Here is a 26399-nt window from a genome sequence, read left to right on the forward strand (position 1 = left end):
TCAGCTGGCCAGGGCCAGCTGGGGAGTCGGCAACGCCTCAAACGCAGCCAGGCTTGCCAGATGATCGGCAAAGCCACCGACGGCGCGGCCTGACAACCGGCCACTGGTGGTCACCACAGGCGCGCTGGCCCAACGGATCGACGCACCCGCCACCTCCAATCGGCGCACCAGGTCCACATCTTCGGAGCATCGCTGCGCCGCAAATCCGCCTGCCCGCCGGTAGGCGGCGGCGGAGACCCCAAGGTTGGCCCCGTGCACGCGACCATGCCCTTCACCCCAGCGCTCACCGCGCTGGAAGCAGCTGCGCAGCCACGCCTGCTGCGGCGCCAGCTCGCCGAGATCGACGACGCCACAGAATACGTCGGTGCCTGCGGTGCGCTGGGCCACCAGCCAATCGGCTGGAACCTCGCTGTCAGCATCGGTGCTGGCCAGCCATGCGGCGCCGCGCTCGAGCAGCACGCCCGCCGCGGCCGCGCGTGCAGCGCCGACGCACCGCGCCTGCAGGCTTAGAGTCTCCGTCGCCATCCGCGCACACACCTCGGCGCTGCCATCCGTGCAGGCATCCAGCGCAACGATGATCTGCACCGGCTCGCCAGCCAGCCCCGGATGCGCTGCAGCGATGGCCAGCGAGCGCAGGCATGCGGCCAGGTGCTCAGCCTCGTTGTGCGCCGGCACCAGCACGCCGATCATCTCAGGCCCTCGTTGCTGGCCAGGGAGAGCGGCCTGCGCGTCCAGCCCTGCAGGATGAAATCGCTGTCGCGGTAGCAGAACGCCTCCTGCAGGCCATGCCCGAGCCGCTCGTGGACCAGCGCGCTGCGACTGGCCCGGCCCGGGAATGACGGCAGCCAATGGCAGGCGACCAGTAGTCCGTCGTCCTTCATCGCGGCATGCAACCCATCGCGCAGTTCGACCAGCGCTTCCGGGCCCAGGTAGTAGCCCATCTCGCCACACACGATCAGATCGAAGCGACCGGCCGGCCACTGCTGCGGGTGCTGCGCGCAATGCACCTGCACATGCGGCAGATGGGCCAGCCCACGACGCGCCTGGAAGGCGGCGCGCGGACTGATGTCGGTAGCCAGCAGGCGCTCGCAGCGGCCGGCCAGGCGCTCGGTAAGCACCCCGTTGGAGCAGCCCAGCTCCCAGCCGCGCTGGAAGGTGGACTGGGTCAGGCTGGCCATCAGCAGGTCGCGCTTGCGCTCTTCGTACCAGCGGGTGCGGTAGCCGAACGGGTCATCGTTGGCATGCAGGTCATCGAAGTACGGCTGGGCGCTCATGCGAAGTAAACCTCGTGGTTGCGGTAGAAGCGGGTAAGTACGTGGGCCGGCAGGATGGGCTCGGCGTGCAGCCGGGACACGTCGCCGGTCTGGGTGCGGAACTGTGCGATCGCTTCGCGCTTGTGCGCGGCGACAGCGGAAATGTCGAGCAGCTTCGGCTGTTCCCACGCCATGTGGGCGCAGCCGGGGTCCAGCCAGTGCCAGCCCCAGACGGGGTACTCCAGCCGCTTGCAACCGGCCGCCCGGGCGGCCCGCCAGGCGGCGCGGCCGGCCGCTTCGTGATCGGGGTGACCATCGAAGCGCCACGGCGCCAGCACCAGGTCGTCTTCGCGCAGGGTCTGCCACAGCCAGTCTTCGAGGCCGGCTTCGTGGTCGGTGACGCCCCCATCGGCAATGCCAAGATGGACAATGGCGCCGGCATCAATGGACAGCGCGCCAAGCGCATCGCGCAGCTCCTCACGGCGTGCCTGGCGCAGGCGCTGCGGCGTCCACCAGCGCTCGCCCGGGTAGCAGGCCTCGCCGTCGGTCACCGCAACGACCTGCACTCCCAGGCCGATGCCTGCAGCCGCACACAGCAGCCCGCCACACGCCAGCACTTCGTCATCCGGATGCGGCGCGACCACCACGAGCCGGCGCACACCTGCACACAGTTCCGCAAGCGCAGTTTCAGGCTGCTGCCAAAGCCAGTCGCAGTGCTCCCACGCGCGTTCGTCCGAGCCGTGGCCGTGGATGGTGGCTACAGCGACCATGGCATCACCTGTCTGGCGCACTGCTCACCCAGCCATTGCCAATCCTTGTCGGCGTGACTCTGGCGCATGAAGACCGTCAGATCCGCCCAGCGCCGTGCATGGGCATCTTCCATGCACATCGGTGCTGGCCCAAGCGCGCGGCCGGCCAGATCAAGGACCTGCGTGGCGGCGCGTTCGACGACGCTGCGCACGCGTACCACCTGCACGCGGTGGGTCAGCTGCGGAGCCGCGTCGATGGCCATGGCCAGTTCACGCAGCAGTGCCGCTGCCGGTGCCAGTGCCAGATCGACCTTGCCCAGCAGCCGCGCGCGCAGGCCTTCGCTGCAGCCGTGCTGCATGCGTTCGGCCAGCGCTGTCGCCGCACCGAACCAGACCGCCGCGATGCCGGCGCCACCGTGCCAGAAGCCTGGCCGCTCCAGGTAGCCATTGGTCGGACCCACCGCTTCAGCCTCCGCACCATCAAAGCGCACGGTGGTGGACGGCACACCGGCCATGCCAGCGGCCGGCCACGGCTCGCCATCCATGCAGTGCCACTGCGATGCGTCCACCTTGTAGAGCTGCACGCCCGCCTCGCCGCGCACGCTCACCAGCGCGGTATCGACCAGATTGCTTCCCGAGCACCACGGCTTGTCGCCGCGAAGCCGGCCGTCGTGCTCCGCGCGCAATGTGCAGGCCGGACCCTCTGCCGCCCATACCGCCATCAGTTGGTCCGAGGGCACGGGCACGCGCAGTTCGTGCAGGATCGCAATCGCATCGTGATGGGCTTCGAGCACTTTGGCCAGGCACAGGTCTTCATGACCCAGCGCTGCGAGTGCGCGCCAGCGCTCCAGCGTGTGGCCGTGGCCGGGCAGTGGGAGATCAGGATGCTGCAACAGGCGTTGCCGGGCCAGGTTGGATAGCGGGGGGGGCAGGACCGGAGCAAGCATGTCGTGGCATTCGGGGGGGACAGGACTGAAACGTAGGCCTTGCCTGGTCACGCTGCTGTCTTGCCGATGTGTCCGGCACATGAATGCTGTCGCTGCGCATCATCACAACCACTACCCAACGTCACCGTGAAGCATTCAGACGCTGACGGTGATCCAGGTCGGGGCGTGATCGCTGGCCTTGTCCTGCAGGCGCACCCAGCGATCGACCCCGGCATCCTTCAGCCGCGACACAAGCACCGGATTGAGCAGCAGGTGATCGATGCGCAGCCCGCGGTCGCGCTCGGCATGCTGGCGGAAGTAGTCCCAGAACGTGTAGATGATCTTCTCGCCGTGCACCTTTCGCAGCGCATCGGTCCAGCCCTGCGCCAGCAATCGCTCGAACGCATTACGGACATCGGGCTGGAACAGCGCGTCACGCTTCCACGCCTTGGGGTCATACACATCCAGATCAGTGGGGATGACATTGAAGTCGCCCATCAGCACCGCCGGGTGTGGAAGGTCGACCAGCGAACGGGCATGGTCCAGCAGGCGCTGCATCCAGCGCAGCTTGTAATCAAATTTCGGGCCGGGCTGCGGGTTGCCGTTGGGCAGGTACAGTGCGCCCACGACGATGCCATGCACAGCCGCTTCCAGATAGCGGCTCTGGTTGTCTTCGGGATCGCCCGGCAACCGGCGACGGCTTTCGATCGGCATCGCGTCGCGCGCGAGCACTGCGACACCGTTCCAACGCGCTTCGCCGCACCAGATCGCGCCATAGCCCGCCTGCTCCAGCTCCGCTGCCGGAAACGCTGCATCCGTGGCCTTCAGCTCCTGCAGGGCGACCACGTCTGGTGCTTCACGGTCCAGCCATGCCAGCAGCTGCGGCAGCCGCGGGCCGATCCCATTGACGTTGAAGGTGGCGATGCGCAGCGTTTTCCGACGTGGCATGGCGGAGGCCCCGGCTGGCCCAATGCACGATTCAAGGGTGGCCAGTATCCGCGCGGGCAGATGCACGCGCGGTACAGGCCCATTCACCCGCCGTCAGCGCCCCGCGCGTTAGTCCATCGCCTGCAGATCCTGCAGCAGCGTCGGGCCACCCGGCTGCCAGCCAAGGCGCTGCCGCGTCAGCGCACTCGATGCGGGCAGGTCCATCCCGGCGAACAGCGCGAACCAGCCAAACATCGCAGCCGCTTCTTCCTGCGTGATGCTGCGCATCGGCACGTCCAGCCCAGCACCCACCACCTCGGCGATGCGGCGCGCACTGATGCCCTCCTCGGCCACCGCGTGGTAACGCTCGCCGGTGTGACCGCGCTCCAGCGCCAGGCAGTACGCACGGGCGACGTCTTCCACATGCGCCGCCGACCAGCGGTTTGCACCTTCGCCCACATAGGCGGCCACGCCCTGCTGCCGGGAAATATCGATGAAATAGCTGATCAGCCCTTGGCGGGCGGTATCGTGCACCTGCGGCAGGCGCATCACCCGCACGTCCACGCCAGCCTCTAGCAGCGTGTTGCCTGCGCGCTCGGAGGCGACGCGCGGGTTGCCGTGGCCCGGGTTGAACACGGTCTCCACCGCCGGCTGGCCGGGCTCCGCTTCACCCATGCCGACGCCGGAGGTGATCAGCAACGGGCGCGCCGAACCCTTCAGCACCTCGCCCATTGCGCCGATCACCGCGGCATCCTGCTCGCAGTTGGCCGCAAAGCGGCTGAAATCGTGGTCGAAGGCGGTGTGGATCACCGCATCGGCCGCCTCGGCTCCGGCGCGCAGGCTGGCGAGGTCGCCCAGTTCGCCGTGCTGCACGTCGGCGCCCGCTGCACGCAGTGCCTCCGCACCCGCCTCCGATCGGGTCAGGCCGATGACCTGGTGGCCGAAAGCCTGCAGCTGTTGGAGTACGCGGCTGCCGATGAAGCCGGTGGCACCGGTCAGGAATACACGCATGAGGTCTGCCTCCACTGGAAAGTAGGCCCAGTATCCCGTTCGCCGCATCCTGTTAAAGTAGTGACGTTATACAGGTATAGCCACTGACAGGCAGGCGGTCACCGGCATGAACCAGCATTCGCTTGGCGAATTCCTCAAGAGCCGTCGCGCGCGGCTGGATCCAGCCAGTTTCGGCTTCCAAACCGGTCGCCGGCGCACCCCCGGCCTACGTCGCGAAGAAGTCGCGCAGCGCGCCAGCATCAGCCCGACCTGGTACACCTGGCTGGAACAGGGCCGTGGCGGCGCGCCGTCCGCCGAGGTCCTGGACCGCATCGCCGCCGCACTGCGGCTGACCGACGCCGAGCGCGAACACGTTTACATGCTGGGGCTGGGCCGCCCGCCGGAAGTGAAGTACCGCAGCGGCGACAGCATCTCGCCGCGCCTGCAGCGGGTGCTGGACGCCCTGGCCTACAGCCCGGCGTTGATCCGCACCCCGACCTGGGACGTGGTCGCCTGGAACCACGCCGCCACGGTGCTGCTGACCGACTACGCGCAGGTGCCGGCCCGCGAGCGCAACATCCTGCGCTTCATCTTCAGCAACAGCCGGGTGCGCGCGGCGCAGGACGACTGGAGCAGCGTCGCCCGCTTCGTGGTGGCGTCGCTGCGTGCCGACGCCATCCGTGCCGGTGCCGAGACCGAAGTGGCCGAGCTGGCCGCCGAGCTCTCGGCCAGCAGCCCCGAGTTCGCCGCGCTCTGGCGCAGCAACGACGTGGCCAGCGAAGGGGATGGCAGCAAGCGGCTCAAGCACCCGGAGCTGGGCCTGCTGGAGCTGGACTTCTCGACCTTCGCCGTGGAAGCGCGCCCGGACCTGTCGATGATCGTCTACAACGCCGGCCCCCCGGAGACGCTGCAGCGGATCGCGGCGTTCATCGAGGCGCGGGGTGCCCACCCCCGCCCTGTGGGAAAATAGCGCGCAGCTTCCCCCGTTGGTTGTTGCAAGGAGTTCCTGATGTCCCCCTTCCCCTTCGATGCCGTGCTGTTCGACTGCGACGGCGTCCTCGTCGATTCCGAGCCGCTGGTGGCCCGCGTGCTGTCGGACATGCTGAGCGAGCGCGGCTGGCCGCTGACCCAGCAGCAGGCCGGCGAGATCTTCCTCGGCAAATCCGTGGCCGGCCTGGCCGGCCTGATCGAGGAACGCACCGGCAAGCCGTTCACCGATGAATGGCTGGATGAATTCCGCCGTCAGCGCAACGCGGCACTTGAGCGTGACCTCACTGAAGTTCCCGGCGCCCCGGCTGCCGTGCGTGCAATCCAGGTCGCGACCGGTGGCAGGATTGCCTGCGCCTCGGGCGCCGACCTGCTGAAAGTGCGCCTGCAGCTGGGCAAGATCGGCATCCTCGATGCCTTCGCCGGGCAGATTTTCAGCGGCCAGGACCAGCCGCGCACCAAGCCGCACCCGGATGTGTGCCTGGCAGCCGCCGCGGCACTGGGCGTGGCCCCGACCCGCTGCGCGGTCATCGAAGACACCGTGACCGGTGCCACCGCAGGCGTGGCCGCGGGTGCCACGGTGTTCGGCTACAGCCCAGGCGGCCAGTACCACAGCACGCCCGAGGCCCTGCGTGCGGCCGGTGCGCACGTGATCTTCGAATCGATGCACGAGCTGCCGGCCGTGCTGGCCGCCTACGCCGCCAACGCTGCGGCGTGATCGGCGCTGCCGCCGCCCCGTCCGGGTGCGGCGGCAGTCCTGCATCACCCGGTCTGCTTCACCAGGTGAAGCGCGCCGTCGCCGTCACCGTGCGGCCAGTGCCGTAGTAGCACGACGACACGCCGGTGCAGGTCGACACGAAACGCTTGTTGGCCAGGTTGCTCAGGTTCAACGACAGCTGTGTCCCCACCGCGCCGTACAGGCCGATGTCATAGCGGATGGCGGCATCCCACAGGGTGTAGGAAGGAATGCGGTACAGGTTGGCGCTGTCGCCGTAGCTCTTGCCGTTGTAGCGCATGCCCGCCGCCAGGCTCAGGCCTTCCAGTGCACCGCCCTGGAAGGTGTAGTCGCCCCACAGCGAGGTGGTCCAGTCCGGCACCATCGCCAGATCCTTGCCGGCGTACCCGTTGTTGCTGCGGGTTACTTCCGATTCCATCCACGACGCGGCACCGATCACGCTGAAGCCCGGCAGCGGGGTGACGCGGCCTTCCAGTTCGACACCGCGCACGCGGCCCTCGCCATCCTGCACCTGGCACTGGCTGGTGCCGGTGGTGCCGCAGGTGTTGTGGCTGCTGTCCGGGTCGTCGGTCAGCACGTTCTGCTGCCGCAGGTCGTACGCCGATACGGTGATCAGGCCATCGAAGCTGGCCGGCTGGTACTTCAGGCCCACTTCCCACTGCTTGCCGGTGATCGGATCGAACGCCGTGCGCTCGAAGGACTGCGTGGCCGTGCTGCCGGCCGGCTGGAACGATTCGGCATAGCTCAGGTACGGGGTCAGGCCGTTGTCGGCCACGTACAGGAGGCCGGCATTGCCGCTGAAGGCATCGTTCTTGATGTGGCTGGGCGTGCGTGCGCCATAGCGGTTGGTAGCCACGGTGTAGGCCTGGGTCCAGGTGTCATCCTTGGTCCAGTCGTAGCGGCCACCGACGGTGAAGCGCCACTTGTCCAGCGCGATCTGGTCCTGCAGGTAGGCACCGGTCTGTCGGTTGATGCCGCCGGAATAGCTGATCGAGGTGGTGGCCGGGATGTAGCCGCTGTAGACCGGGTTGAAGATGTCGATCGCGGTGGGCGTATCGGTGGTCGTGCCCATCGCGCCGCGCGCCGCGGTCCAGTCGGCCTTCTGCCAGTCCACGCCCAGCAGCAGGGTGTGTTCGGCGGCGCCGGTGCTGAACTTGCCGGTCAGGCGGGTATCGGCGGTATCGCCGCGCGAATCTCCCTCACCCCAGGTGGAACGACGCTTCTGCGTGCGGCCATCGGCGTTCAACGCGCCATTGGTCACCACGCTGCGGAAGGTCGATTCCACGTTCAACCGGCGCGCGCTCTGGCTCAGCGTCCAGTGCTCGTTGAAGGCGTGCTCGAACAGCCAGCCGCCCGACCAGATCGTGCGGTCGTAGGTGTTCCAGGTCGGCTCGCCGATGAAGGTGCTGTTCTTCATGTGCCCGTAAGGCGTGGCCACCAGGGTGCCGGCCATTGGCAGGAACTGGTAGGTCGAACCACCATCGTCGCGCTGGTACAGGCCCAGCAGGGTCAGGCGCGTGCGCTCGGCCATCTGGAAGGTGTAGCTGGGCGCCAGGAACCAGTGCTCCTGGTCGGTGTGCTTGATCTGGGTGTCGCCGTCACGGTACAGGCCGACGAGGCGGGCCAGGTGGCGCTTGTCATCGCTGCCCGCGCAGACATCGAAGGCGGTGCTGTACTGGCCGTTGCCATCCACGCCCAGCTGCAGCACCTGCTGCTGGTCCGGGGTGGGCGTCTTGCTGACCTGGTTGACCATGCCGCCCGGAGCCACCTGGCCATACATCACCGCCGAGGGGCCCTTGAGCACTTCCACGCGGTCCAGGTTCCAGCTGTCGACCATCGTGCGGTTCCACTGCCCGCCCTGCGGCGCGCGCATGCCATCGACGGTGACGTTGTTGCTCCAGCTGCCGGCATCGAAGCCGCGGATGCGGAAGTCGTCGACACGGTTGTCGATGCCGGTGCTTTCCAGCGAAACGCCGGCCACATAGCGCATGGCCTCGTTGAGGTTCTGCACGCCGCGCGCGTCCAGTTCCTCACGTGCGATGACCGACACCGACTTGGCCATCTCGGCCACCGGGGTATCGGTCTTTGTCGCGCCGGAGGTGTGGGTGATGGTGCGGTAGGCGTTGACGTGCACCGCGTCCAGATCGGTGGGCGTGGCGCCATCGGGCATCGCCGACTGGGCCTGCGCGGCCAGCGGCAATGCCAGCAGCGTGGCAACGGACACGGACAGCAGCGAGCGCATTGGCTCGCGGGAAAGGGAACGGGCGTTGGACATGGGGGACCTGCTTCTGGGAGGCGCGCCTGGGGGCGGCGGCAGCGGCGCTGGTTAAGGACGCGTTAAATCATAGCAGATGCGAATGGTTCCCACTACCATTGGAGCGACAATCGGTCGCAGCCTGACACGAGCACAGGCCGAGCACGGTGCCTTAACCGGCCTTCCCTATCCTGTGTGCGCGCCGCACGCCTGCGGCGCATCCGCAATGGAACGCACGAGGAGAATGCATGACCCGTCTGCACACCCTGATCGTCACCGCCGGCCTGCTGGCCATCAGCCCGCTCGCCCTGGCAGAAACGGTGAACCTGACCAACAGCGCCGACGGCGCCAACCGCGATGCCGGCATCACCGCGGTGAAGAAGAAGCTCAACGACGCCTGCACCGAGCGCAAGGGAACGCCGAAGGCGGATTCGTTCGAAGTGGTGTTCGAAAAGACCAGCGAGAACCCGAACGTGCCAAAACCTTATTACGTGGACGGCAAGATGCAGTGCGACCTGCCGGGCTGACTGAGCGCGCAGGCCTGTCCGTGAGGTCAGGCCTGCAGCCAGGCCCAGAGCAACCCCAGCGGCAACGCCGCTACCAGCGCGATGACCCCTAGGCACCCTGATCCGCCTCCCGTCGCCGAGGACTCCCTGTCCCGCTGTCCCGGCGGCTGCGACCGCCGCCACTGCCGATGGCAGGATTGGCAGAAAAAGGCGGTTTTCCCGCGGCGCCATGCCTCCAACGTCCGCGCATTGTGGTGCGCGGCAGATCCACAGCTCCGGCATCGGTAGATCCGCGATGGCGGCTTGGCGCGCAAGCGACGGCCGCCAAACACGGCGCCCACAACGATCACGGCGATGACCGCGACGATCAGAAACCCTGGTGTGATGACATCCATGCCGCCTCCCTGAAGAGGCGATGGTAGCCGATCACCCTGCCGGGTTGTCCCGAGGCACTGTAACCCTGCCGCCCTACAGCGCGGCGCGCACCGCGGCCATCAGCTCCAGCAGGCTGAACGGCTTGGGCAGCAGACTCATGCCGGTACCGAGGAAGGACTCACGCACCGCAGCACGTTCGGTGTAGCCGGTGATGAACAGCACCGGCAGCACGGGATTGATCTCGCGCGCGGCATCGGCCAGTTCGCGGCCGTCCATGCCGGGCAGGCCGACGTCGGACAGCAGCAGATCGAAGGCTGGGTCCTGCCGCAGATGGCGCAGGGCCTGGCGCGCATCCGCCGCCAACGTCACCTGGTAACCCGCTTCGGACAGCATTTCACCGACCATCATCCGCACCGAATCGGTGTCATCCACCAGCAGGATGCGCTCGGACTGGCCGCGCGGCGGCGCGACCTGCTCGGCGCTCGTCTCCGCCTGTGGCACTTCACCGGCGGGCAGCAGCAGCTCGACCTCGGTCCCTTCACCGGGCTCGCTGGCGATGCGGGCCAGCCCGCCCGACTGCCGCGCGAAGCCATAGGTCATCGACAGGCCCAGGCCGGTGCCCTCGCCCTGCGGCTTGGTGGTGAAGAAGGGTTCGAAGACCTTTTCCACCAGCTCCAAGGGAATGCCGGGCCCGTTATCGATCACCTTCAGGCTGACATAGCGGCCGGAGGTCAACGCATTCTCGCGCTGGACCTCGCAGGCCTCGGCGCGCAGGCGGATCAGGCCACGGCCGCCCAAGGCATCGCGTGCGTTGATGACCAGGTTCAGCACGACGTTCTCGAACTGATTGACGTCGGCGACGGCAACCAGCGGTTCCTCACCAAGCTCGAACTCGAGCTCGATGTTCTCGCCGATCGAGCGGCGCAGCAGATCTTCCAGCGAGCGCGTACGCGCCACCACGTCGAAGGGTCGAGAATCCAGCGGTTGTTTGCGTGCGAACGCCAGCATGCGCTGGGTCAGGGCGGCGGCGCGCTGCGCCGATGCGGCGGCGATGCTGCTGTACTGTGGGACCTTCTCAAGCCGCGACGACGCCACGGCCAGTTCGATCATGTCCAGGCCGGAGATGATGGTGGTCAGCAGGTTGTTGAAGTCATGCGCGATGCCGCCGGTCAACTGGCCCAGCGAATCCATCTTCTGCGCCTGCAGCAGTTCACCCTCGGTGCGGGCGCGCTCGGCGATCTGGTGCGCCAGCTCGGTATTGGCCGTCTCCAGCTCGGCGCGCTGTTCGCGGGCACGCTCATGGTGCTCGGTCACGTCCTCCACCACCACCAGACCGTGGCCGGTGCGGCGGTCAGGGGTCAGCCGCCACTGCGTGCTGCGCACGCCCTGCCGGGTCCCGATGGACAGCACGCCCTGCCAGCGCTCCTGCCTCGCCAGCGCATCCTGCAGATCCAGCACGAACTCCTTGTTGCCGCCCAGCAGGGCGAACAGCGAACCGTTGGCACCCGCGTCGCTGAGCAGACGCGCGAAGGCGGCATTGCTTTCGCGGATCTGCAGCTGCTCATCCAGCACCGCAATGGGCGCGTTGACCTGGCTGAAAATCTCCTGGAACCGCGCATCCGCTTCACGCAGGGCTTCCTCGGCGCGTCGCGCGCGCAGCAGGCTGCGCAGCGTCGCCAGCAGCACGTCCGGGTCCACCGGGTGGATCAGGTACCCATCGGCGCCATTGTCCAGGCCGGTGATCATGTCACCGGTGGCGATGGACGCGGCCGAGACGTGCACGACCGGCAGCAGCTGCATGCGTGGCTGGGTGCGCAGCTGGCGCACCACGTCGAAGCCACTCATGTCCGGCAGGTTGACGTCCAGCACGACCGCGCCGAACTCCGCGTCGGCGAGCCGGTCCAACCCCTCCTGCCCGGTGGCCGCCTCGCTGACGCTGTAACCATGATGCTCCAGCACGCGCCGCACGGAATAGCGCGTGGCTGCATTGTCATCGACCACCAATACGCGATCAGAGTGCGGCATGGGCGTCCTCCGTCGCCTCGTTCAATGCTACCGGCAAGACTACATGGAAGGCCGAGCCGCTGCCGGGCAGGCTTTCCACCGCCACCCGGCCGCCCAGCAGTTCGGCAAACCGCTTGCACAGCGACAGGCCGAGGCCGGTGCCGCGCAGGCGCTTCTGCAGCGGCGAATCCACCTGCACGAAATCCTCGAACAGCGCTGGCAACAGCTCCGGGGCGATGCCGATGCCGGTATCGCGCACGGTAAAGCGGACCTCTGCATCGCTTTCCATCGTCGCCGACACCACCACCTGCCCTTCCGGGGTGAACTTGATGGCGTTGGAAATGTAATTGCGCAGGATCTGCGCCAGCTTCTTGTCGTCGGTGTAGAGCATCGGCAGCGGCGGCGGGTCCTCGAAGACCAGTTCGATGCGCTGGTTGCTGTCCACCAGCGGCCTGAACATGCCGCGCAGGGCCGCAAACAGGTCCATCAGATCGAACCAGCCCGGGGAGATCGTGATGCGCCCAGCCTCGATCTTGGCCAGGTCCAGCAGGTCGTCCACCATCTCGCGCAGCTCCGATGCCGAGGCGCTGACGAAGCGGACCTGGCGCAGCTGCTCATCGTTGAGCGGGCCGTCGAAACCGTCTTCCAGCAGCCGCGTCATGCTCAGGATGGAACCCAGCGGCGTGCGGAACTCGTGGCTCATGTAGGACAGGAACCGGCTCTTCAGGTCGGAGACCTCGCGCAGCTGCACCGCCTGCTGGTCCAGCTCGGCATACAGCGCCAGCACGCCCTGGTTGGTTTCTTCCAGCTCGGCGCGCAGGGCGGCGTTCTCGGCCGCCAGGCGGGTGTTCTCTTCCTGCATCTGTTCCTGCCCCATCACCACGCTCCCATGCGCAGGGCAACGATGCTGGCATCGTCACGACCACGGTCGAAATCCCGTTGCAGCACCGCCACCACCAGCGCCGGGTGCCGATGGACCAGGCCCGGATAGTCCTGCAACCGCCAGCGCCCCTGCAGGCCATCGCTGTGCATGATCAGCAGAGTGCCGTGCGCGGCGTGAACGTTGAATGCCTGTGCCTTGCGGAACTGCACGCCGACGATGCCCGGCATCGAGGCCAGGCCGCGATAGGTCGTGGCATCGGCAATGCCGGCGTTGATGTTGCCGATGCCGGCGAACTGCAGCTCGCCCCCGGACAGCGGCACCGTCGCCACGGCAACGGCACCGCCGCGGGTGCCGGACATGGCCTGGTGCAGCATTTCAATCACCTGGCTCGGCGCGTCCACGCCTGCTTCCGCCGCCCTGCGCGTGCCGGCCTGCGCGGCATCGGTGGCCGGCAGGCCGTGGCCCAGTCCGTCGATCACGGTCAGCGTCGCCTGACCTTCGCGCACCGCCAAGTGCCAGGCATCGCCGCAGGCCTCTTCGCCCCGCATCGCAAGGCGCAGGGCACCGTAGGCGAGATCAACGCGCGGACCGGCACGCTCGGGGTAGATGCGGGCCACGACGATCGTGCCGCGCGCATCGGACCAGCTGTCGAGCAGCGTCGCCTGTCGCTTTACCGCGCCCAGTCCCAGGCCCTGGCTGCCGCCGGTGGAATAGCCTTCCACGAGTGCCCGCGACAGCACGAAGCCAGGGCCGGCATCCACGGTATACAGCTCGACACCGCGGGCGCCGCGCCCTTGTACGACCGAGAGATACACCTTGCCGCCGCCACCATGGCGCAGCAGGTTGCTGGCCAGCTCGCTGGCGGCCAGCGCGACCCGTCCACTGTCCGTTTCATCGAAACCGATCCGTGCGGCCAGGGCCAGCGCCTCGCGGCGCACCTGCCCGACCTGGGTCGGTTCCTCCACGGCCACGACGCGGGTCACGTGGCCGGAGAAATTCACGTCCATTTGGTGATGGCGATGCGCGTGCCCTGGCCGGGTGCACTGTCCAGTTCGAAGACATCCACCAGCCGCCGTGAGCCGGACAGGCCCAGGCCCATGCCCTTGCCCGACGACCAGCCGTCCGTCAGCGCCTGCTCGATGTTGGCGATGCCGGGCCCCTGGTCGGAGAACACCAGGCGCACGCCACGGCGCAGCCCTTCGTCCAGCAGTTCCCAGTCCATCTGCCCGCCACCGCCGTAGATGACGGTGTTGCGCGCCAGTTCACTCGCCGCGGTCACCAGCTTGGTCTGGTCGACCAGCCGCAGCCCGCAGGCCACCGCCGCCTGGCGCACGGCCTGGCGGGCCAGCACGACGTCCTGTTCGACCCGCACGGGTAACGTCCCCTGGCGTGCGGTCATGGCAGTTCATCACTCTGGCGCAGCAGTTTCATGCCGCGCTCCACGTTCAACGCCGTGCGCACGCCGCTCAGGTCCAGGCCAAGTTCGACCAGGGTGATGGCCACGGCCGGCTGCATGCCCACCACCACCGTGGTCGCGTCCATCACCCGCGACAGCGCGGAGATGGTGGCGATCATGCGGCCGATGAAGGAATCGACGATGTCCAGCGCCGAGATGTCGATCAGCACGCCGCGTGCGGAGGTGCGACGGACACGCTCGCTGAGGTCGTCCTGCAGGTTCAATGCCAGCTGGTCGTGCATGTCCACCTGGATGGTGACCAGCAGCAGGTCGCCCATCTGCAGGATCGGGATGCGGTCCATCAGCGGTTGGCCTGGGTGACGGTCAGGCCGGTACGCTTGAGCGCCAGGGCCAGCGCGTCGGCCAGGTTGGCCTTGGTGACGATGCCCTGCAGGTCCAGGCCCAGGTGCACGATGGTCTGCGCGATCTGCGGACGCACGCCGCTGATGATGGCGTCGGCGCCCATCAGGCGGATGGCGGTGACGGTCTTCAGGAGGTGCTGGGCGACCAGCGTGTCCACGGTGGGCACGCCGGTGATGTCGATGATGGCGATTTCCGAGCCGGTGTCGACGATCCGCTGCAGCAGCGATTCCATCACCACCTGGGTGCGCTGCGAATCCAGCGTGCCGATCATCGGCAGCGCCAGCACGCCATCCCACAGCTTCACCACCGGGGTGGACAGCTCCAGCATCTCTTCCTGCTGGCGCTGGATGACATCCTCGCGGGTGCGCTGGAAAGCCTTGACCGTGTGCAGGCCGAGCACGTCCAGCAGCTCGGAGATCGACCAGAGCTGTTCGCCGAGCGCCTGCGGATCGCCACTGTGGTGCTGCTGCAGCAGCTGGAACAGCGGCCGCTTCAACGAGAAGATGAAGGTGGCCGTCTCCGAGGACGAGAAACCCTTGATCGCGCGGTCGCGCGAAAGGTCTTCAAGGAAATGGCGGATGGCCTGCCATTCGGCGCCGTGCAGGTTGCCTGCATCGGCGGCCGACAGCGCGGGCAGCAGCAGCTGCCAGAATTCATTGACCTGGATATCCAGGTCACGAGCACCGATGCGGCTGTCATCGTTCTGGCCGGCGGCGTTGAGGTTGCCACGCCACTGTGCGACCAAGGTCGACTGATGCTCGCGGATGAGGTCGATGGTGCGCTGCTGCAAAGCCGCCATGGGTACGGTCCAGGTTGGTGAAAACGCGGGACCGCCCTTTCTGGACAAGCCCCTTACTCGTCAGGAAGCCTATTAAGCACTGTGAAGATGTTGTCCGCGCGTGAAATTTCGTCACGTGCCGGTGTAATGGTGCTCTCAGCGCGCCATCGCTCGACTGGCCTGCTCCTGCAGCTGCTGCTCCTGCTGCACAGCCCGTGCGTGCTCCGTGCTGCGCTCGGCAGGCTGGGGCAGCTCGCGCACCTGCTCGCTCACCGGCGTGGCGACGGCCTGCGCGGTGTCGGTGCGGGCGATCTGCCGGTCAGCCGCATGCGCCTCACCCTGCACCGCGAACGCGTAGCGGCCATCGTCGCTGAGCACGGCTTCATCGATACGCTCCATGCCCTTATGCCGCGCCGCCACCAGCAGGGCCATGCTCAGGCGCTCGCTCATTTCATCCGGGGTGCGGCCCATGGCCTGGTCCAGGCTGCCGACCGCGCCCTGGCTCTGGCACCACATCGCGTGGTCCGGGCTGCTGGCATGGCGCGGGTCCTGCTGCGGCAGCAGCGGCGAAGGCGGCGGCAGGCCCTGCAGATGGTCACCGCGCACGGTAGCGTCGATCTTCTGCAGATCCTGGCCGCCGGCGGCGGCGACGTGGAACAGGCGCTCGGCCATGCCATAGGCCGAATGGCCCTGGTTGCGCGCAAGCGCCACGGCAAAGGCATCGACATCCTGCTGCGGCCTGCCCTGTCCGTCCTCGGCCAGCAGATGCCAGGCCGGGCCCATCATCGGGTTGTCCTTCACCATCGCCTGGGTGCGCTGCATCAACCCGCGCATCTGGCCCTCGTCCAGCACCAGCGTGTTCACTTCGCCGGCCTTCAAAGGCCCGCGCACATCGTTGCCGGCGCGCCCGACCAGCGCACTGTTGGCCAGGCTGGCGATCTGCTCCCCGTTGGGGTTGTCCTTCAGGTCGAAGGTGAATTCGTAGCGGCGCTGCGCGAGGTCTTCCCTGCCGTCGGCACCGTAGGCGCTGATGCGGCTCATCGGCAGGTTGCCGCTGTACTCCAGGTTCATCCGCTCGGTGTAGCTGCCATCCTCGCGGCGCACGCGCACGATATCGCCGGCATTGCGCTGGCCGGCCAGGTCGACACCGAACTTGTCGTTGTAATCCAGCTTCAGACGGGTCTGCGAATTCATGCCGATCCGCTCGATGGTGGCCAGGTCCTGCACGCCGGGCGTGCCGGCCTGCATCCGCCCGGTCTCGATAAACTGCGCGTAGGCCGCGCGGCCATCGGCCTGCTCCAGATCGAAGGTCGCACTGCGCACCGACGACTGCCCCAGTCCATCCTGGCGGCCGGCAACGGCGCTGAACTTGCCCGCCGAGAAGCCCACGCCATTGAAGGCCTCCACGGCCTCGTTCGGGCCCGTGCTGACGCGCACGCGGCCATCGCTGAGGCGATCGACGCGATAACTCGCGCCCTGCGCCTCGGTCAGCTGGCTCTCGGCGGCCATGTTGCGGAAACGCGCTTCCATCTGCGTGCCAGTGAATTGCTGGCCATCGAGGATGACGCTGCCACCGCGCGGGAGGGTGGTCGGGTCCAGTGGACTGACCTCGCGCGGATCGGTGGTGTCGTTCTGCGGCAGGGCCACCTTGTAGCGGCCACGGCCACCGGCGGACACCGCACCTTCGACGATGCCGGCCTTCAGCTGACTGCGGGTGGCATTGGCCACCTCCAGCTGGAATTCGTTGCGCCCATCGACGACTGTTTCAGTGACGGCGGCACTGGCGTCGACGAACTGTCCCGCGAACTTCGTGCCAGCCAGCTTGCGTTCGCCGCTGGATTTCACCCCGGTCTCGGAGACCGTCACGCTGCCGTCGCGCGTCGCCCGCCGCGCTTCGTGCACGCTGGAGGTGTAAGTGGGGTCGAAGGCCGCCTTGTCCGGGGCGTCGTAAGCGGTGGTGCTGTCCTTGCCAGCCTGTGCAGTCATGCCATGGGCTCCTCTACGTAGCCCACGATTATAAGCAGGCGAAATCGCCAGGCATTCACATCATCACGCAGTGATGTTCGGGATAGTGACGCACGTCCCACCCGTTGATGAGCCCGAATGCCCGCATTTTCCGCACGTTTCACCCAATGGCCGCGCCGCTGGCGGCTGCTGGCCTGGAGCGTTGCCGGCGTTTACGCGCTCTATCTGCTGGCGGGCAACATCTTCCTCAACACGCCGCTGTTCGACCTGGCCACCAACCGCAAACCGCAGAAGTTCGTGATGCGCACGGGTCCGGCCATCACTCTGCTGCCGGGGCATGTCATCGCCTGGAACGTGCACATGCGCGGCCATGTGAACCACACGGTGTATGTGCTGCACGCCGACCGCGCCAGTGCCCGCCTGGCGCTGTGGCCGTTGTTCCGCCGCGAAGTGCGCGTGCCGCACCTGCTGGCCAGCGGCGTGTCGGCCGAAGTCACCCGTGTCGACGATGTCGTGCCGCCGCCCCCTCGAGGGAGCCAGGGCTGGACACTGCGCTTCGACGCCATCCACAGTGATTCCATCCAGCACGCCCGCTTCGGCAAGCTGCTGATCATCGGCCAGGGCCAGGGCACGGTCGGCTTCCGCAAGCAGCTGCGTGGCGGCCCCTCGGAACTGTATGACTCGCAGGTGGCCTTCAGCGACGCCATCGCCAGCTATGACGGCGTGCAGCTGCTGGACGCGATGAAGGTCGAGGCAACATTCGGCTACCCCTGGCATTACCGTGACCAGGCGCCCGGCATCGCCAAGTTCGACATCCTCCGCGGCGCGCTGAAGGTAGATGCGCGCAGTCACGGCATCCGGCTGGACACGGATGCGCGGACGCTGGCGGTATCCAGCTCGCCCAGCACGGGCCAGCTGCAGGCCGACATCTCGCTCGACCGCGGCACCCTGCAGCCGGGCAGTCGCGCGGTGTGGCGGGTGCCGCTACAGGCCGGCGCCGGCGCCCCCGATCGCGGCACGCTGGCCCTGCAGCTGCACGCGGCACAGGACATCCGCCTGCAGGCGCGGCTGCCGGCGCGCAAGGACACGGGCGCCGCGCTGGATGCCGACCTGCACATCTCGGGGCGGAAGATTCCCTTCCGCGAGCCCGGCCAGCTGATCGAGCGCACCTCCGGTCGCGTGCAGGGCGTATGGACCTTCACCTCGCTCAACTGGATTCCCGCCCTGTTCCTGCGCAAGCCCTGGGTGCAGCTGGACGGCGGCGGCACCGTGCGGGCCGATCTGCAGCTGAAAGCGGGAGAGCTTGCGGCGGGCAGTACGGTGGACATCCCCGAAGCAGCGGCAACGGCCGAAGTGGCGGGCGTGCGCATGACCGGTACGGCCAGCGCACACGGCGAGCTGGCGCCCGGTACGCCGACCCGCGCCACGCTGGATGTACGGGTGCCGCGCTTCAACGCACGCGCTGGCGGTGAGAAAGGAGACACCTTGTTCGACGGTCGCGACCTGTCGCTGCTGCTCAGTGGTGATGGCCGCCTGCGTGAGTTCCGCAAGGACATGCGCGCGCGCCTGCGTTTCAGCAATGCCACCATTCCCGACCTGACCGCGTACAACCGCTATCTGGGCAAGGGCCAGGCCCGGCTGCTGGGTGGCACCGGCACGCTCACCGGCGATGTGGAACTGGATACCGACGGCCGGGTCGGCCATGGCACCGCCACCCTGCTCGGCAACGACGCACGCCTGCAGGTGGCCGGCCTCGACCTGCTTGGCAATGCAGAGGTCGACGCCACTTTGCGCCGGGCCGACTTCAAGCAGCGCTACTTCGACCTGTCGGGCACGTCGGTGCAGCTGCGCAACGTGCAGGTCGGCCAGCAGCAGCGAAAGACGCCCTGGCAGGGACGCGTGCAGTTCAGGCAGGGCCGCATCGATGCGCAGGCACCGTTCCGGGTCGATGCCAGCGCCGCGCTGACCATGAGCGATGCCGCGCCCCTGCTGGCGGTGTTCGCCGAGCGTGGCGACTACCCGCGCTGGGCGCTGTCCCTGCTCGATTCCGGGCAGGTGAATGCAACCACCCGGCTGCGCTGGCAGGCGGGCCATCTGGTGCTCGACGGCTTGGAAGCCGAGAACGAGCGCCTGTCCCTGCGCGCACGGCTGGATCTGCTCGAGCACAACAAGCGCGGCGATCTGTACCTGCGCTGGGGACTGCTCGGTGCCGGCATCGAGATGAAAGGCAAGCAGCGCCAGTGGCATCTGGCGGGTGCACGCGAATGGTTCGACGGGCGCCCGGCCCTGCTGCCTGCCGACGGCGCACCCGGTACCGCAGACTGAGCGTTGCGGCGCCTGCATCCAACACGCACCGGTCTGCGTAGACCGGGTGCGACGGCAAATGTTCGAGAGGATCAGTGATGAATCACAGAAGACAGCTGTTCGGCCTGGTGGGTTGGCTGGCACTCACGCTCGCAGCAGCGGCGCTCGGCGCGCGCGCCTCGATCACGGCTGCGCAGTTTTACGGGCAGCTGGTCCAGCCCAGCTGGGCGCCGCCGGCCACTGTGTTTGGACCGGTCTGGACATTCTTATATATAGTGATGGCGCTCAGCGCGTGGCTGGTCTGGCGCCAGGGCGGTTGGCGCAGCAATCGGACCGCGCTCGGGCTGTACGTCGCGCAACTGGTGGTCAACGTGCTGTGGAGCTGGCTGTTCTTTGCTTGGAAGCTCGGTGGCGCGGCCTTCGCCGACATTCTGGTGCTGCTGGTACTGATCGTGGCCACGATGCTCGCCTTCGCCCGTCGCAGGGCCCTGGCGGCGTGGCTGCTGCTGCCTTACCTGGCCTGGGTCAGCTTCGCCACCGCGCTCAACCATGCGGTCTGGCAGCTCAACCCTTCGGTGCTGTGAGCGGGGCTCAGGCGGCCGGCGCGTCCGCTGCTCGCCACTGCCGAAGTGCGGCGCCAGTGAACGACTGCTGGCCACAGCCGGATGGGCAGCGGACCACGCGGGCCGACGAGGTGCTGACCAGGCCAGCGCCTTCCTCTGCCTTGAACACCGTCTCGCACGCCGTGCAGCGCGCCACCAGCGCATAGAGGTGGACGATGCGGCCGCTGCAGGGATCCTGCAGGGCACTGACGTCGAGCAGTTCGAAGTGGGCACTGTCCGCCATCGGCCGACGCGGGAAGGAAGGATGACGATCGAAGGAAGGAACGGAAGGCTGCAGGTCCACGCGGCGTCACCATCAGGGGGGTGCCTTCACTGTATGCAGCCGCGCGTGCAGCACGCGTGCAGCACTGATGCACGCACCGCGAATGCCTGGCGTTGCCATGCGGACTGATGGCTGAATTGTTCAGCATCGTAGCCCTGCGTCTTCACATGAAAGAGTGGTATGCGAATCACGATTTTTGCTTCACCATGTAGCGATGCCTTTTTCTACCGACTCAGACCTGCGACGTGGCGTGCATTCCGGCGCTGCCAACCTGCCCCGAACCGCGAGCGCTGCTGCTGATGTCATCTGCTGAGACTGCGCAGGACACAGCGCTGGACCTCTGCGCGCGTGAGCCCATCCACACGCCAGGTGCCATCCAGCCTTACGGCGTGCTGCTGGTGGTCGATCCGCACTCGCTGCAGGTCCTCGAGCGCGCGGTGAGTGAGCCAGCTCTGCTTGAACGCTTCGGCGACCCGCTGGGACAGTCGCTGGCCGACGTACTGGGCGGCACTCTGGCGGACTGCGTCGAGCCGGTCGGCCAGATGGCCGTGGACAGTTCGGTGCACCTCGGCGCCATCGAACTGCCGGAATACGGGCGGCACCAGGTGCTGGCCCATCGCTCGCCGCAGGCGCTGCTGCTGGAGCTGGAATCACCGGTTGCGGGCCAGCCGACCTCGCTGGAGGCGCTGTATCCGGCCATCCGCCAGTTGATGGCGGCCATCGAAACCGCCAGCACGGTCGAGGCGCTGTGCCAGATCGCCGCCGAACACATGCGTGCGATGACCGGCTTCGACCGCACCCTGGTCTATCAGTTCGACAGCGGCTGGAACGGCATCGTCATCGCCGAGGATGGCAACGGGGTACTGCCCTCCTATCTCGACCTGCGCTTCCCCGAGTCGGACATCCCGGCGCAGGCGCGCGAACTCTACCGCCGCAACCGCGTGCGCCTGATCGCCGATGCCAACTACAGCGCGGTGCCGCTGGTGCGCGCCGCTCAGCATGCCGATGCGGCGCCGACCGACCTGAGCCTGTCCGTACTGCGCAGTGTATCGCCGGTGCACCTGCAGTACATGCGCAACATGGGCACCGGCTCGTCGATGTCGGTGTCACTGATCCACGAAGGCCAGCTGTGGGGCCTGGTGTCATGCCACAGCGCGGATGCCCGGCGCCTGCCCTACCCGGTGCGCACCGCCTGTGAGTTCATGGGCCAGATCGTCTCGCTGCAGATTGCCCTGAAGGAACGGGCCCGTGCAGTTGAAGAACGCATCAACCGCCGCTCGGTACTGGTCCGGCTGCTGGGGCGCATGGCCGGTGACGAAGAGTTCATGGCCGCGCTGCGCCAGGATCCGGCCAGCCTGATGTCGCTGACCAATGCCGCCGGCGCTGCGATCGTGCACAAGGGCGACTGCCTGCTGGTCGGGCACTGCCCCGCCCGCAACGAGGTGCTGGACATCGCCCACTGGCTGGCCAGCGAGCACGCCGGCGACGAGGTCTATGCCACCGATCACCTGGCCAGCACCTGGCCCGCGGGCGAAGCCCTGACCGACACCGCGAGCGGCCTGCTGGCGGTGTCGATCTCCCAGCTGCACGACAGTTTCCTGATGTGGTTCCGCCCCGAAGTGGTGCGCACCGTGCGCTGGGGCGGCGACCCGCGCAAGACCGCGGCGCCGGGAACGGTGCTGTCACCACGCAATTCCTTCGAAGCGTGGAAGGAGACCGTGCAGCAGCGCAGCCTGCCCTGGACCGATGCCGACCGCGATGCCGCGCACGAGATGCGCACCGCCATCGTCGACATCGTGCTGCGCAAGGCCGAGGAGATGGCCGAACTCAACGAGCAGCTCCTGCGCAGCAACAAGGAGCTGGAGGCGTTCTCGTACTCGGTCAGCCATGACCTGCGTGCACCCTTCCGGCACATCGTCGGCTATTCCGAGCTGCTTGGCAGTTCCGCCGCCGAACGCCTGAACGCCACCGAGCGCCGCTTCCTGGACACCATCGTCGAATCGGCCAAGTCGGCCGGCACACTGGTTGATGACCTGCTGAGCTTCTCGCAGATGGGCCGCTCGACACTGGGCCGCATGCGCCTGGACATGGGCGCCCTGGTCAGCGATGTGCGCCGCACCCTGGCCTTCGACTATGCCGGGCGCGAGATCGAGTGGAAGGTCGGCACGCTGCCGGTCATCGAGGCCGACCCGACGATGATGCGCCTGGTCTGGCAGAACCTGCTGTCCAACGCCGTCAAGTTCACCCGCGAACGCGAGCATGCCGTCATCGAGATCGGCTATGAACGCACCGACGAGGAGAACGTCTTCTTCGTCCGCGACAACGGCTGCGGTTTCGACATGCGTTACGTGGACAAGCTGTTCGGCGTGTTCCAGCGCCTGCACCACGTCGAGGAATTCGAAGGCACCGGCATCGGCCTGGCCAATGTCCGCCGCATCGTCGGCCGCCATGGCGGCCGCACCTGGGCCGAAGGCGCACTTGGCAAGGGCGCCACCCTGTATTTCACCCTGCCCCATCAAAACGGAGAACACCCATGAGGGATCTGCGGCCTATCCTTCTGGTTGAAGACAGCCCCAAGGATGCCGAGCTGACGATGGCAGCACTGGCACGCTGCCAGCTGCTGAACGACGTCATCCATGTGCGCGACGGTGCCGAGGCACTGGACTACCTGCGCTGCGAACGCGCCTATGCCGGGACGCAGCATGGCGGCCCGGTGGTGGTCCTGCTCGACCTGAAGCTGCCCAAGATCAACGGCCTGGAAGTGCTGGAGCAGGTGCGCAACGACGCGACGCTGAGCAGCACGCCGATCGTCATGCTCACCTCGTCGCGCGAGGAGCAGGACCTGGTGCGCAGCTACCAGCTGGGCGTCAATGCCTTCGTGGTCAAGCCGGTGGACTTCAAGGAATTCTTCGACGCCATCCAAGGGCTGGGCATGTTCTGGGGCATCACCAACCAGCCGCCACCGCCCCCCTCCCTCGGAACAGGTCCCCGCGATGCGTGATGCCACGCGCCGTGCTTCGCGCCTGCGCATCCTCATGCTGGAGGACAGCGCGCTCGATGCAGAGCTGATCACGGCGCAACTGCAGCGGGGCGGGCTGGATTTCGAGATCGAGCGCCTGTGGACCCGCGACGCCTTCATCGAAGCGATCGAGAGTGATCGTTTCGACGTCATCCTGGCCGACCACGTGCTGCCGGGCTTCGACGGCGATGCCGCGCTCGACCTCGCGCGCGAGCGCGCGCCGCACATCCCTTTCATCTTCGTCTCAGGCACCCTGACCGAAGAGCTGGCGGTGCAGGCCCTGACCCGTGGCGCGCGTGACTATGTGGTCAAGCAGCGCCTGCAGCGCCTGCCCGACGCGATCCGTCGCGCGCGCCAGGAAGCCAGCGAGCGCAACCAGCTGACCCAGGCCCGCGCCGCGCTGGACGAAAGCCAGGCGCAGCTGCAGCAGATCACTGATGCTGTGCCGGCGCTGATCGCCCACCTCGGCACCGACCACCGCTACCGCTTCGCCAACAAGGCGTTCCTCGACTGGCACGGCACCGACCTGCAGAGCATCCTTGGCCAGACCGCCGCGGACGTTGGCGGCGAGGAGGCCTTTGCCAACGCCCTGCCCAGCCTGCAGCGGGTATTGGCCGGCGAACGGGCCAGCTTCCAGGTCACCCTCGTTCACCGCAGTGGCGAGTCACGCTTCCTGCAGATGGACTGCGTCCCCGAGCGTGCCGCCGATGGCAGTGTCACCGGCTATACCTGCCTGGGCAGCGATGTGTCCTCGCTGAAGCGTGCCGAGCTGGCGCTGCGCGAGGACAATGAATCGCTGGAACGGCAGGTGCAGGCGCGTACCGCCGAACTGCAGGCCAGCAAGCGCCGCCTGCAGGCCATTTTTGAATCCAGTTTCCAGCACCAGGTGCTGCTGGACCGCAGCGGCCACATCGTCGATGCCAATGTCGCCTCGCTCGCCGCGGTATTGGCCGAGAAAGACGATGTCATCGGCCTGCCCTTCTGCGAATCGCCGTGGTTTGCCGCGACGCCCGGGCTCGCCGGCGTCGTCGACCAGGCCGTGGCCGATGCCGCGCGCGGCCGCAGCGCCGTGCAGGCGATGGATCTTGAACTACCCACCGGTCGCCGCAGCTTTGATTTCTCGTTCCGGCCGCTGCAGGGTCCCGAGGGCACGGTGACCGCCGTGGTCTCCGAGGCCGTGGAAACCACCGCCCGCATCCAGGCCGAGCACGCGCTGCGGCAGGCACAGAAAATCGAGGCCGTGGGCCAGCTCACCGGTGGCATTGCCCATGACTTCAACAACATCCTGACCGTGATCGCCGGCAACGTCGAGCACGCGATGCTGCTGAACCAGCGTGACGGCCAGCCCGGCAACATGAGTGCGCGTGCGCTGGACAACGCCTTGAAGGGCGTCGGCCGCGCCGCCAGCCTGACCCAGCGCCTGCTGGCGTTTGCGCGCAAGCAGCCGTTGCGCAGCCAGGCAGTCAACCTCAACGACGCGCTGCTGGGCATGCATGACATGCTGCAGCGGGCACTGGGCGAACTGGTGCAGCTGGACATCCGCACCGGTGAAGGCATCTGGTGTGTCGAACTCGACGTCAGCCAGCTCGAGGCTTCGGTGCTGAACCTGGCGGTGAATGCGCGCGACGCGATGCCCGGCGGCGGGCGCCTGGTGGTGGAGATCGACAACAGCCACCTCGACCATGACTATGCCGCGCTGTTCCCGGATGCGACGCCGGGCGAATACGTGATGCTGCGCGTGCGCGACAACGGCCACGGCATGTCCGCCGATACGATGGCCAAGGTGTTCGAGCCCTTCTTCACCACCAAGCAGGTCGGCCGTGGCACGGGGCTGGGCCTGTCGATGGTACACGGCTTCGTCAAGCAGTCCGGTGGGCACGTGCTGATCGATTCGGTGGAGGGCGGCGGCACCAGCATCACCATGATGTTCCCGCGTTCCACGCTGGACCTGCCCTGCGAGACCGCCGTGGCGGCCAGCGGCCTGGCCGGTTACGAGCCGCGCGAAGAAACCATCCTCGTCGCCGAGGACAATGACGATGTGCGCGCCTACACCGTCGAGGCGCTGCGCCAGCTGGGCTACCGCGTGCTGGAAGCGCACGATGGCCCGTCCGCGCTGCGCCTGCTCGAGCGTCCGGATGCGAAGATCGACCTGCTGTTCTCCGATGTGGTGATGCCGGGGATGTCAGGCTGGGAGCTGGGCCGTGAAGTGCGCGAGCGCTGGCCGGAGGTCGCCGTGCTGTTTACCTCGGGCTATCCGCGCGACCACGATGCCGCTGGCAGCAAGGGGCGTTCGGCGCCACTGCTGTCGAAGCCGTTCACCCGTAGCGATCTGGCTGAGTCGATCATCAGCGTGCTGAAGGATCACGCGCCAGCGCGTTGATCTGAGCGCATTCCACAATCGCCGGCGGCGACGGAAGCCGGGCCAGCGCGATCATCGCCTGGCCGATGGCCCGATTGCTGGTGGTCAGCGCCGGCAGCAGCCCCTCGGCCACGGCCATCAGCGGGCGGGCCAGCAGATAGAACGGCTTGAGCAGCGTGTGTCGCGTGCCGGTGCCGGATACCGGCCTCACGCCGGCCGGTCGCAGCATCACCGTGCACACCGGCAGGTCGGCAAGCGCCTGCTCGGTCTCGCCCTTGACCCGCAGCGGCATGAACCGGCTGTGCGGGTTGGCATGTGCACCCGACACATACAGGAAGCATCCACCGGGATTGGCTGCCGCCCACACCTCAGCGACGGCGCGGGTCACCTGCAGCGTCACCTGGCGGTATTCGGGCTCGGCCGTGCCCACCGGTGGTGCGCCCGCGCAATAGAAACAGGCGTCGAATCCAGCGAGCGCATCGCCCAGGATGGCGGCTCGCTGGAAGTCCGCCAGCACGATCTCATCGACGTTGCCCGGCACGCTGTCCGGGCGGCGCACCAGTGTGGCGACGTGGCCGACATCCGCAGACTGCAGGCACGCCTGCAGCACGCCCTGCCCGACCAGCCCGGTGGCGCCCACCAGCAATACCCGCATTGCGTTGCCATTGCCCATCGGGCTT

At 67.6% G+C, this 26399-nt stretch carries 24 protein-coding genes; 8 read left to right on the forward strand and 16 right to left on the reverse strand.

Annotated elements, in window-relative coordinates; genetic code table 11:
• From ACVOK1_RS00340 to ACVOK1_RS00365, 6 genes are all read right to left on the reverse strand, one after another.
• Positions 1-690: a glycosyltransferase family 2 protein gene (locus ACVOK1_RS00340; protein WP_481560669.1), complete on the reverse strand. Its 690-nt coding sequence runs from the start codon at positions 688-690 to the stop codon at positions 1-3.
• Positions 687-1274, reverse strand: a complete 588-nt coding sequence (locus ACVOK1_RS00345; RefSeq protein WP_481560670.1) for an SAM-dependent methyltransferase — start codon at positions 1272-1274, stop codon at positions 687-689. The genes ACVOK1_RS00340 and ACVOK1_RS00345 overlap by 4 nt, the downstream gene beginning before the upstream one ends.
• Entirely contained in the window at positions 1271-2023 is a 753-nt protein-coding gene (locus ACVOK1_RS00350; RefSeq protein WP_481560671.1) for a PIG-L deacetylase family protein, read from the reverse strand. Before ACVOK1_RS00350 ends, ACVOK1_RS00345 begins: the two co-directional genes overlap by 4 nt.
• Complete coding sequence (locus tag ACVOK1_RS00355; RefSeq protein ID WP_481560672.1) at positions 2011-2949, reverse strand: acyl-CoA dehydrogenase; 939 nt, start codon at positions 2947-2949, stop codon at positions 2011-2013. The genes ACVOK1_RS00350 and ACVOK1_RS00355 overlap by 13 nt, the downstream gene beginning before the upstream one ends.
• A gap of 135 nt (positions 2950-3084) precedes the next feature.
• On the reverse strand, positions 3085-3876 hold the full coding sequence (xth, locus tag ACVOK1_RS00360; protein ID WP_481560673.1) for an exodeoxyribonuclease III: 792 nt from the start codon (positions 3874-3876) through the stop codon (positions 3085-3087).
• Between the two features lie 108 nt (positions 3877-3984).
• Positions 3985-4866 carry an SDR family oxidoreductase gene (locus ACVOK1_RS00365; protein WP_481560674.1) on the reverse strand — a complete coding sequence of 294 codons (882 nt, stop codon included), beginning with the start codon at positions 4864-4866 and terminating at the stop codon, positions 3985-3987.
• 106 nt (positions 4867-4972) lie between these two features.
• Here ACVOK1_RS00365 and ACVOK1_RS00370 point away from each other — a divergent pair, with 106 nt between their 5' ends.
• Positions 4973-5815 carry a helix-turn-helix transcriptional regulator gene (locus ACVOK1_RS00370; RefSeq protein ID WP_481560675.1) on the forward strand — a complete coding sequence of 281 codons (843 nt, stop codon included), beginning with the start codon at positions 4973-4975 and terminating at the stop codon, positions 5813-5815.
• A gap of 39 nt (positions 5816-5854) precedes the next feature.
• Positions 5855-6550, forward strand: a complete 696-nt coding sequence (locus ACVOK1_RS00375) for an HAD family hydrolase (protein ID WP_481560676.1) — start codon at positions 5855-5857, stop codon at positions 6548-6550.
• Positions 6551-6608: 58 nt separating this feature from the next.
• On the opposite strand, the gene ACVOK1_RS00380 is transcribed toward ACVOK1_RS00375, so the two are convergent.
• Positions 6609-8843 (reverse strand): TonB-dependent siderophore receptor, encoded by a 2235-nt coding sequence (locus ACVOK1_RS00380; RefSeq protein WP_481560677.1) that lies wholly within the window; start codon positions 8841-8843, stop codon positions 6609-6611.
• Between the two features lie 227 nt (positions 8844-9070).
• Here ACVOK1_RS00380 and ACVOK1_RS00385 point away from each other — a divergent pair, with 227 nt between their 5' ends.
• Entirely contained in the window at positions 9071-9349 is a 279-nt protein-coding gene (locus ACVOK1_RS00385) for a hypothetical protein (RefSeq protein WP_313049776.1), read from the forward strand.
• Between the two features lie 447 nt (positions 9350-9796).
• Here the strand turns inward: ACVOK1_RS00385 and ACVOK1_RS00390 are convergent, their stop codons facing one another.
• The 7 genes from ACVOK1_RS00390 to ACVOK1_RS00420 all read right to left on the reverse strand — a co-directional run bounded on the left by ACVOK1_RS00390 (position 9797) and on the right by ACVOK1_RS00420 (position 17173).
• A complete protein-coding gene (locus ACVOK1_RS00390) occupies positions 9797-11728 on the reverse strand; it encodes a response regulator (RefSeq protein WP_481560678.1) in 1932 nt (643 codons plus the stop codon).
• On the reverse strand, positions 11715-12584 hold the full coding sequence (locus tag ACVOK1_RS00395; RefSeq protein WP_481560679.1) for a sensor histidine kinase: 870 nt from the start codon (positions 12582-12584) through the stop codon (positions 11715-11717). The genes ACVOK1_RS00390 and ACVOK1_RS00395 overlap by 14 nt, the downstream gene beginning before the upstream one ends.
• On the reverse strand, positions 12584-13597 hold the full coding sequence (locus ACVOK1_RS00400) for an ATP-binding protein (RefSeq protein ID WP_481560681.1): 1014 nt from the start codon (positions 13595-13597) through the stop codon (positions 12584-12586). Before ACVOK1_RS00400 ends, ACVOK1_RS00395 begins: the two co-directional genes overlap by 1 nt.
• Positions 13588-13989 (reverse strand): anti-sigma regulatory factor, encoded by a 402-nt coding sequence (locus ACVOK1_RS00405; protein WP_108768945.1) that lies wholly within the window; start codon positions 13987-13989, stop codon positions 13588-13590. Before ACVOK1_RS00405 ends, ACVOK1_RS00400 begins: the two co-directional genes overlap by 10 nt.
• The gene (locus ACVOK1_RS00410) at positions 13986-14348 is read right to left on the reverse strand and encodes an STAS domain-containing protein (RefSeq protein WP_481560682.1); all 363 of its coding nucleotides are present in this window, start codon (positions 14346-14348) and stop codon (positions 13986-13988) included. The genes ACVOK1_RS00405 and ACVOK1_RS00410 overlap by 4 nt, the downstream gene beginning before the upstream one ends.
• The gene (locus tag ACVOK1_RS00415) at positions 14348-15208 is read right to left on the reverse strand and encodes an STAS domain-containing protein (RefSeq protein WP_481560683.1); all 861 of its coding nucleotides are present in this window, start codon (positions 15206-15208) and stop codon (positions 14348-14350) included. The genes ACVOK1_RS00410 and ACVOK1_RS00415 overlap by 1 nt, the downstream gene beginning before the upstream one ends.
• Positions 15209-15343: 135 nt before the next feature.
• On the reverse strand, positions 15344-17173 hold the full coding sequence (locus ACVOK1_RS00420; protein WP_481560684.1) for an XVIPCD domain-containing protein: 1830 nt from the start codon (positions 17171-17173) through the stop codon (positions 15344-15346).
• Positions 17174-17290: 117 nt separating this feature from the next.
• Between ACVOK1_RS00420 and ACVOK1_RS00425 the strand changes: the two genes are divergently transcribed.
• Both ACVOK1_RS00425 and ACVOK1_RS00430 read left to right on the forward strand, forming a co-directional pair.
• Positions 17291-19477 (forward strand): translocation/assembly module TamB domain-containing protein, encoded by a 2187-nt coding sequence (locus tag ACVOK1_RS00425; RefSeq protein WP_481560685.1) that lies wholly within the window; start codon positions 17291-17293, stop codon positions 19475-19477.
• A 77-nt stretch (positions 19478-19554) separates the two neighbouring features.
• Positions 19555-20040, forward strand: coding sequence for a TspO/MBR family protein (locus ACVOK1_RS00430; RefSeq protein WP_481560686.1), 486 nt, complete (start codon positions 19555-19557; stop codon positions 20038-20040).
• A gap of 7 nt (positions 20041-20047) precedes the next feature.
• Here ACVOK1_RS00430 and ACVOK1_RS00435 read toward each other — a convergent pair whose 3' ends face one another.
• Positions 20048-20302, reverse strand: coding sequence for a hypothetical protein (locus ACVOK1_RS00435; protein ID WP_481560687.1), 255 nt, complete (start codon positions 20300-20302; stop codon positions 20048-20050).
• A gap of 338 nt (positions 20303-20640) precedes the next feature.
• Between ACVOK1_RS00435 and ACVOK1_RS00440 the strand changes: the two genes are divergently transcribed.
• Genes ACVOK1_RS00440 through ACVOK1_RS00450 form a run of 3 tightly spaced genes read left to right on the forward strand, consistent with a single transcriptional unit; the run spans position 20641 to position 25740 of the window.
• On the forward strand, positions 20641-22878 hold the full coding sequence (locus tag ACVOK1_RS00440) for an ATP-binding protein (protein WP_481560688.1): 2238 nt from the start codon (positions 20641-20643) through the stop codon (positions 22876-22878).
• The gene (locus tag ACVOK1_RS00445; RefSeq protein WP_481560689.1) at positions 22875-23342 is read left to right on the forward strand and encodes a response regulator; all 468 of its coding nucleotides are present in this window, start codon (positions 22875-22877) and stop codon (positions 23340-23342) included. The genes ACVOK1_RS00440 and ACVOK1_RS00445 overlap by 4 nt, the downstream gene beginning before the upstream one ends.
• The gene (locus ACVOK1_RS00450) at positions 23335-25740 is read left to right on the forward strand and encodes a response regulator (protein ID WP_481560690.1); all 2406 of its coding nucleotides are present in this window, start codon (positions 23335-23337) and stop codon (positions 25738-25740) included. The genes ACVOK1_RS00445 and ACVOK1_RS00450 overlap by 8 nt, the downstream gene beginning before the upstream one ends.
• Here ACVOK1_RS00450 and ACVOK1_RS00455 read toward each other — a convergent pair.
• A complete protein-coding gene (locus ACVOK1_RS00455; RefSeq protein ID WP_481560691.1) occupies positions 25706-26392 on the reverse strand; it encodes an NAD(P)H-binding protein in 687 nt (228 codons plus the stop codon). The genes ACVOK1_RS00450 and ACVOK1_RS00455 overlap by 35 nt on opposite strands.
• Between the last annotated feature and the right edge of the window lie 7 nt (positions 26393-26399).

The sequence above is a fragment of the Stenotrophomonas sp. STEN087 genome (genome assembly GCF_056759115.1).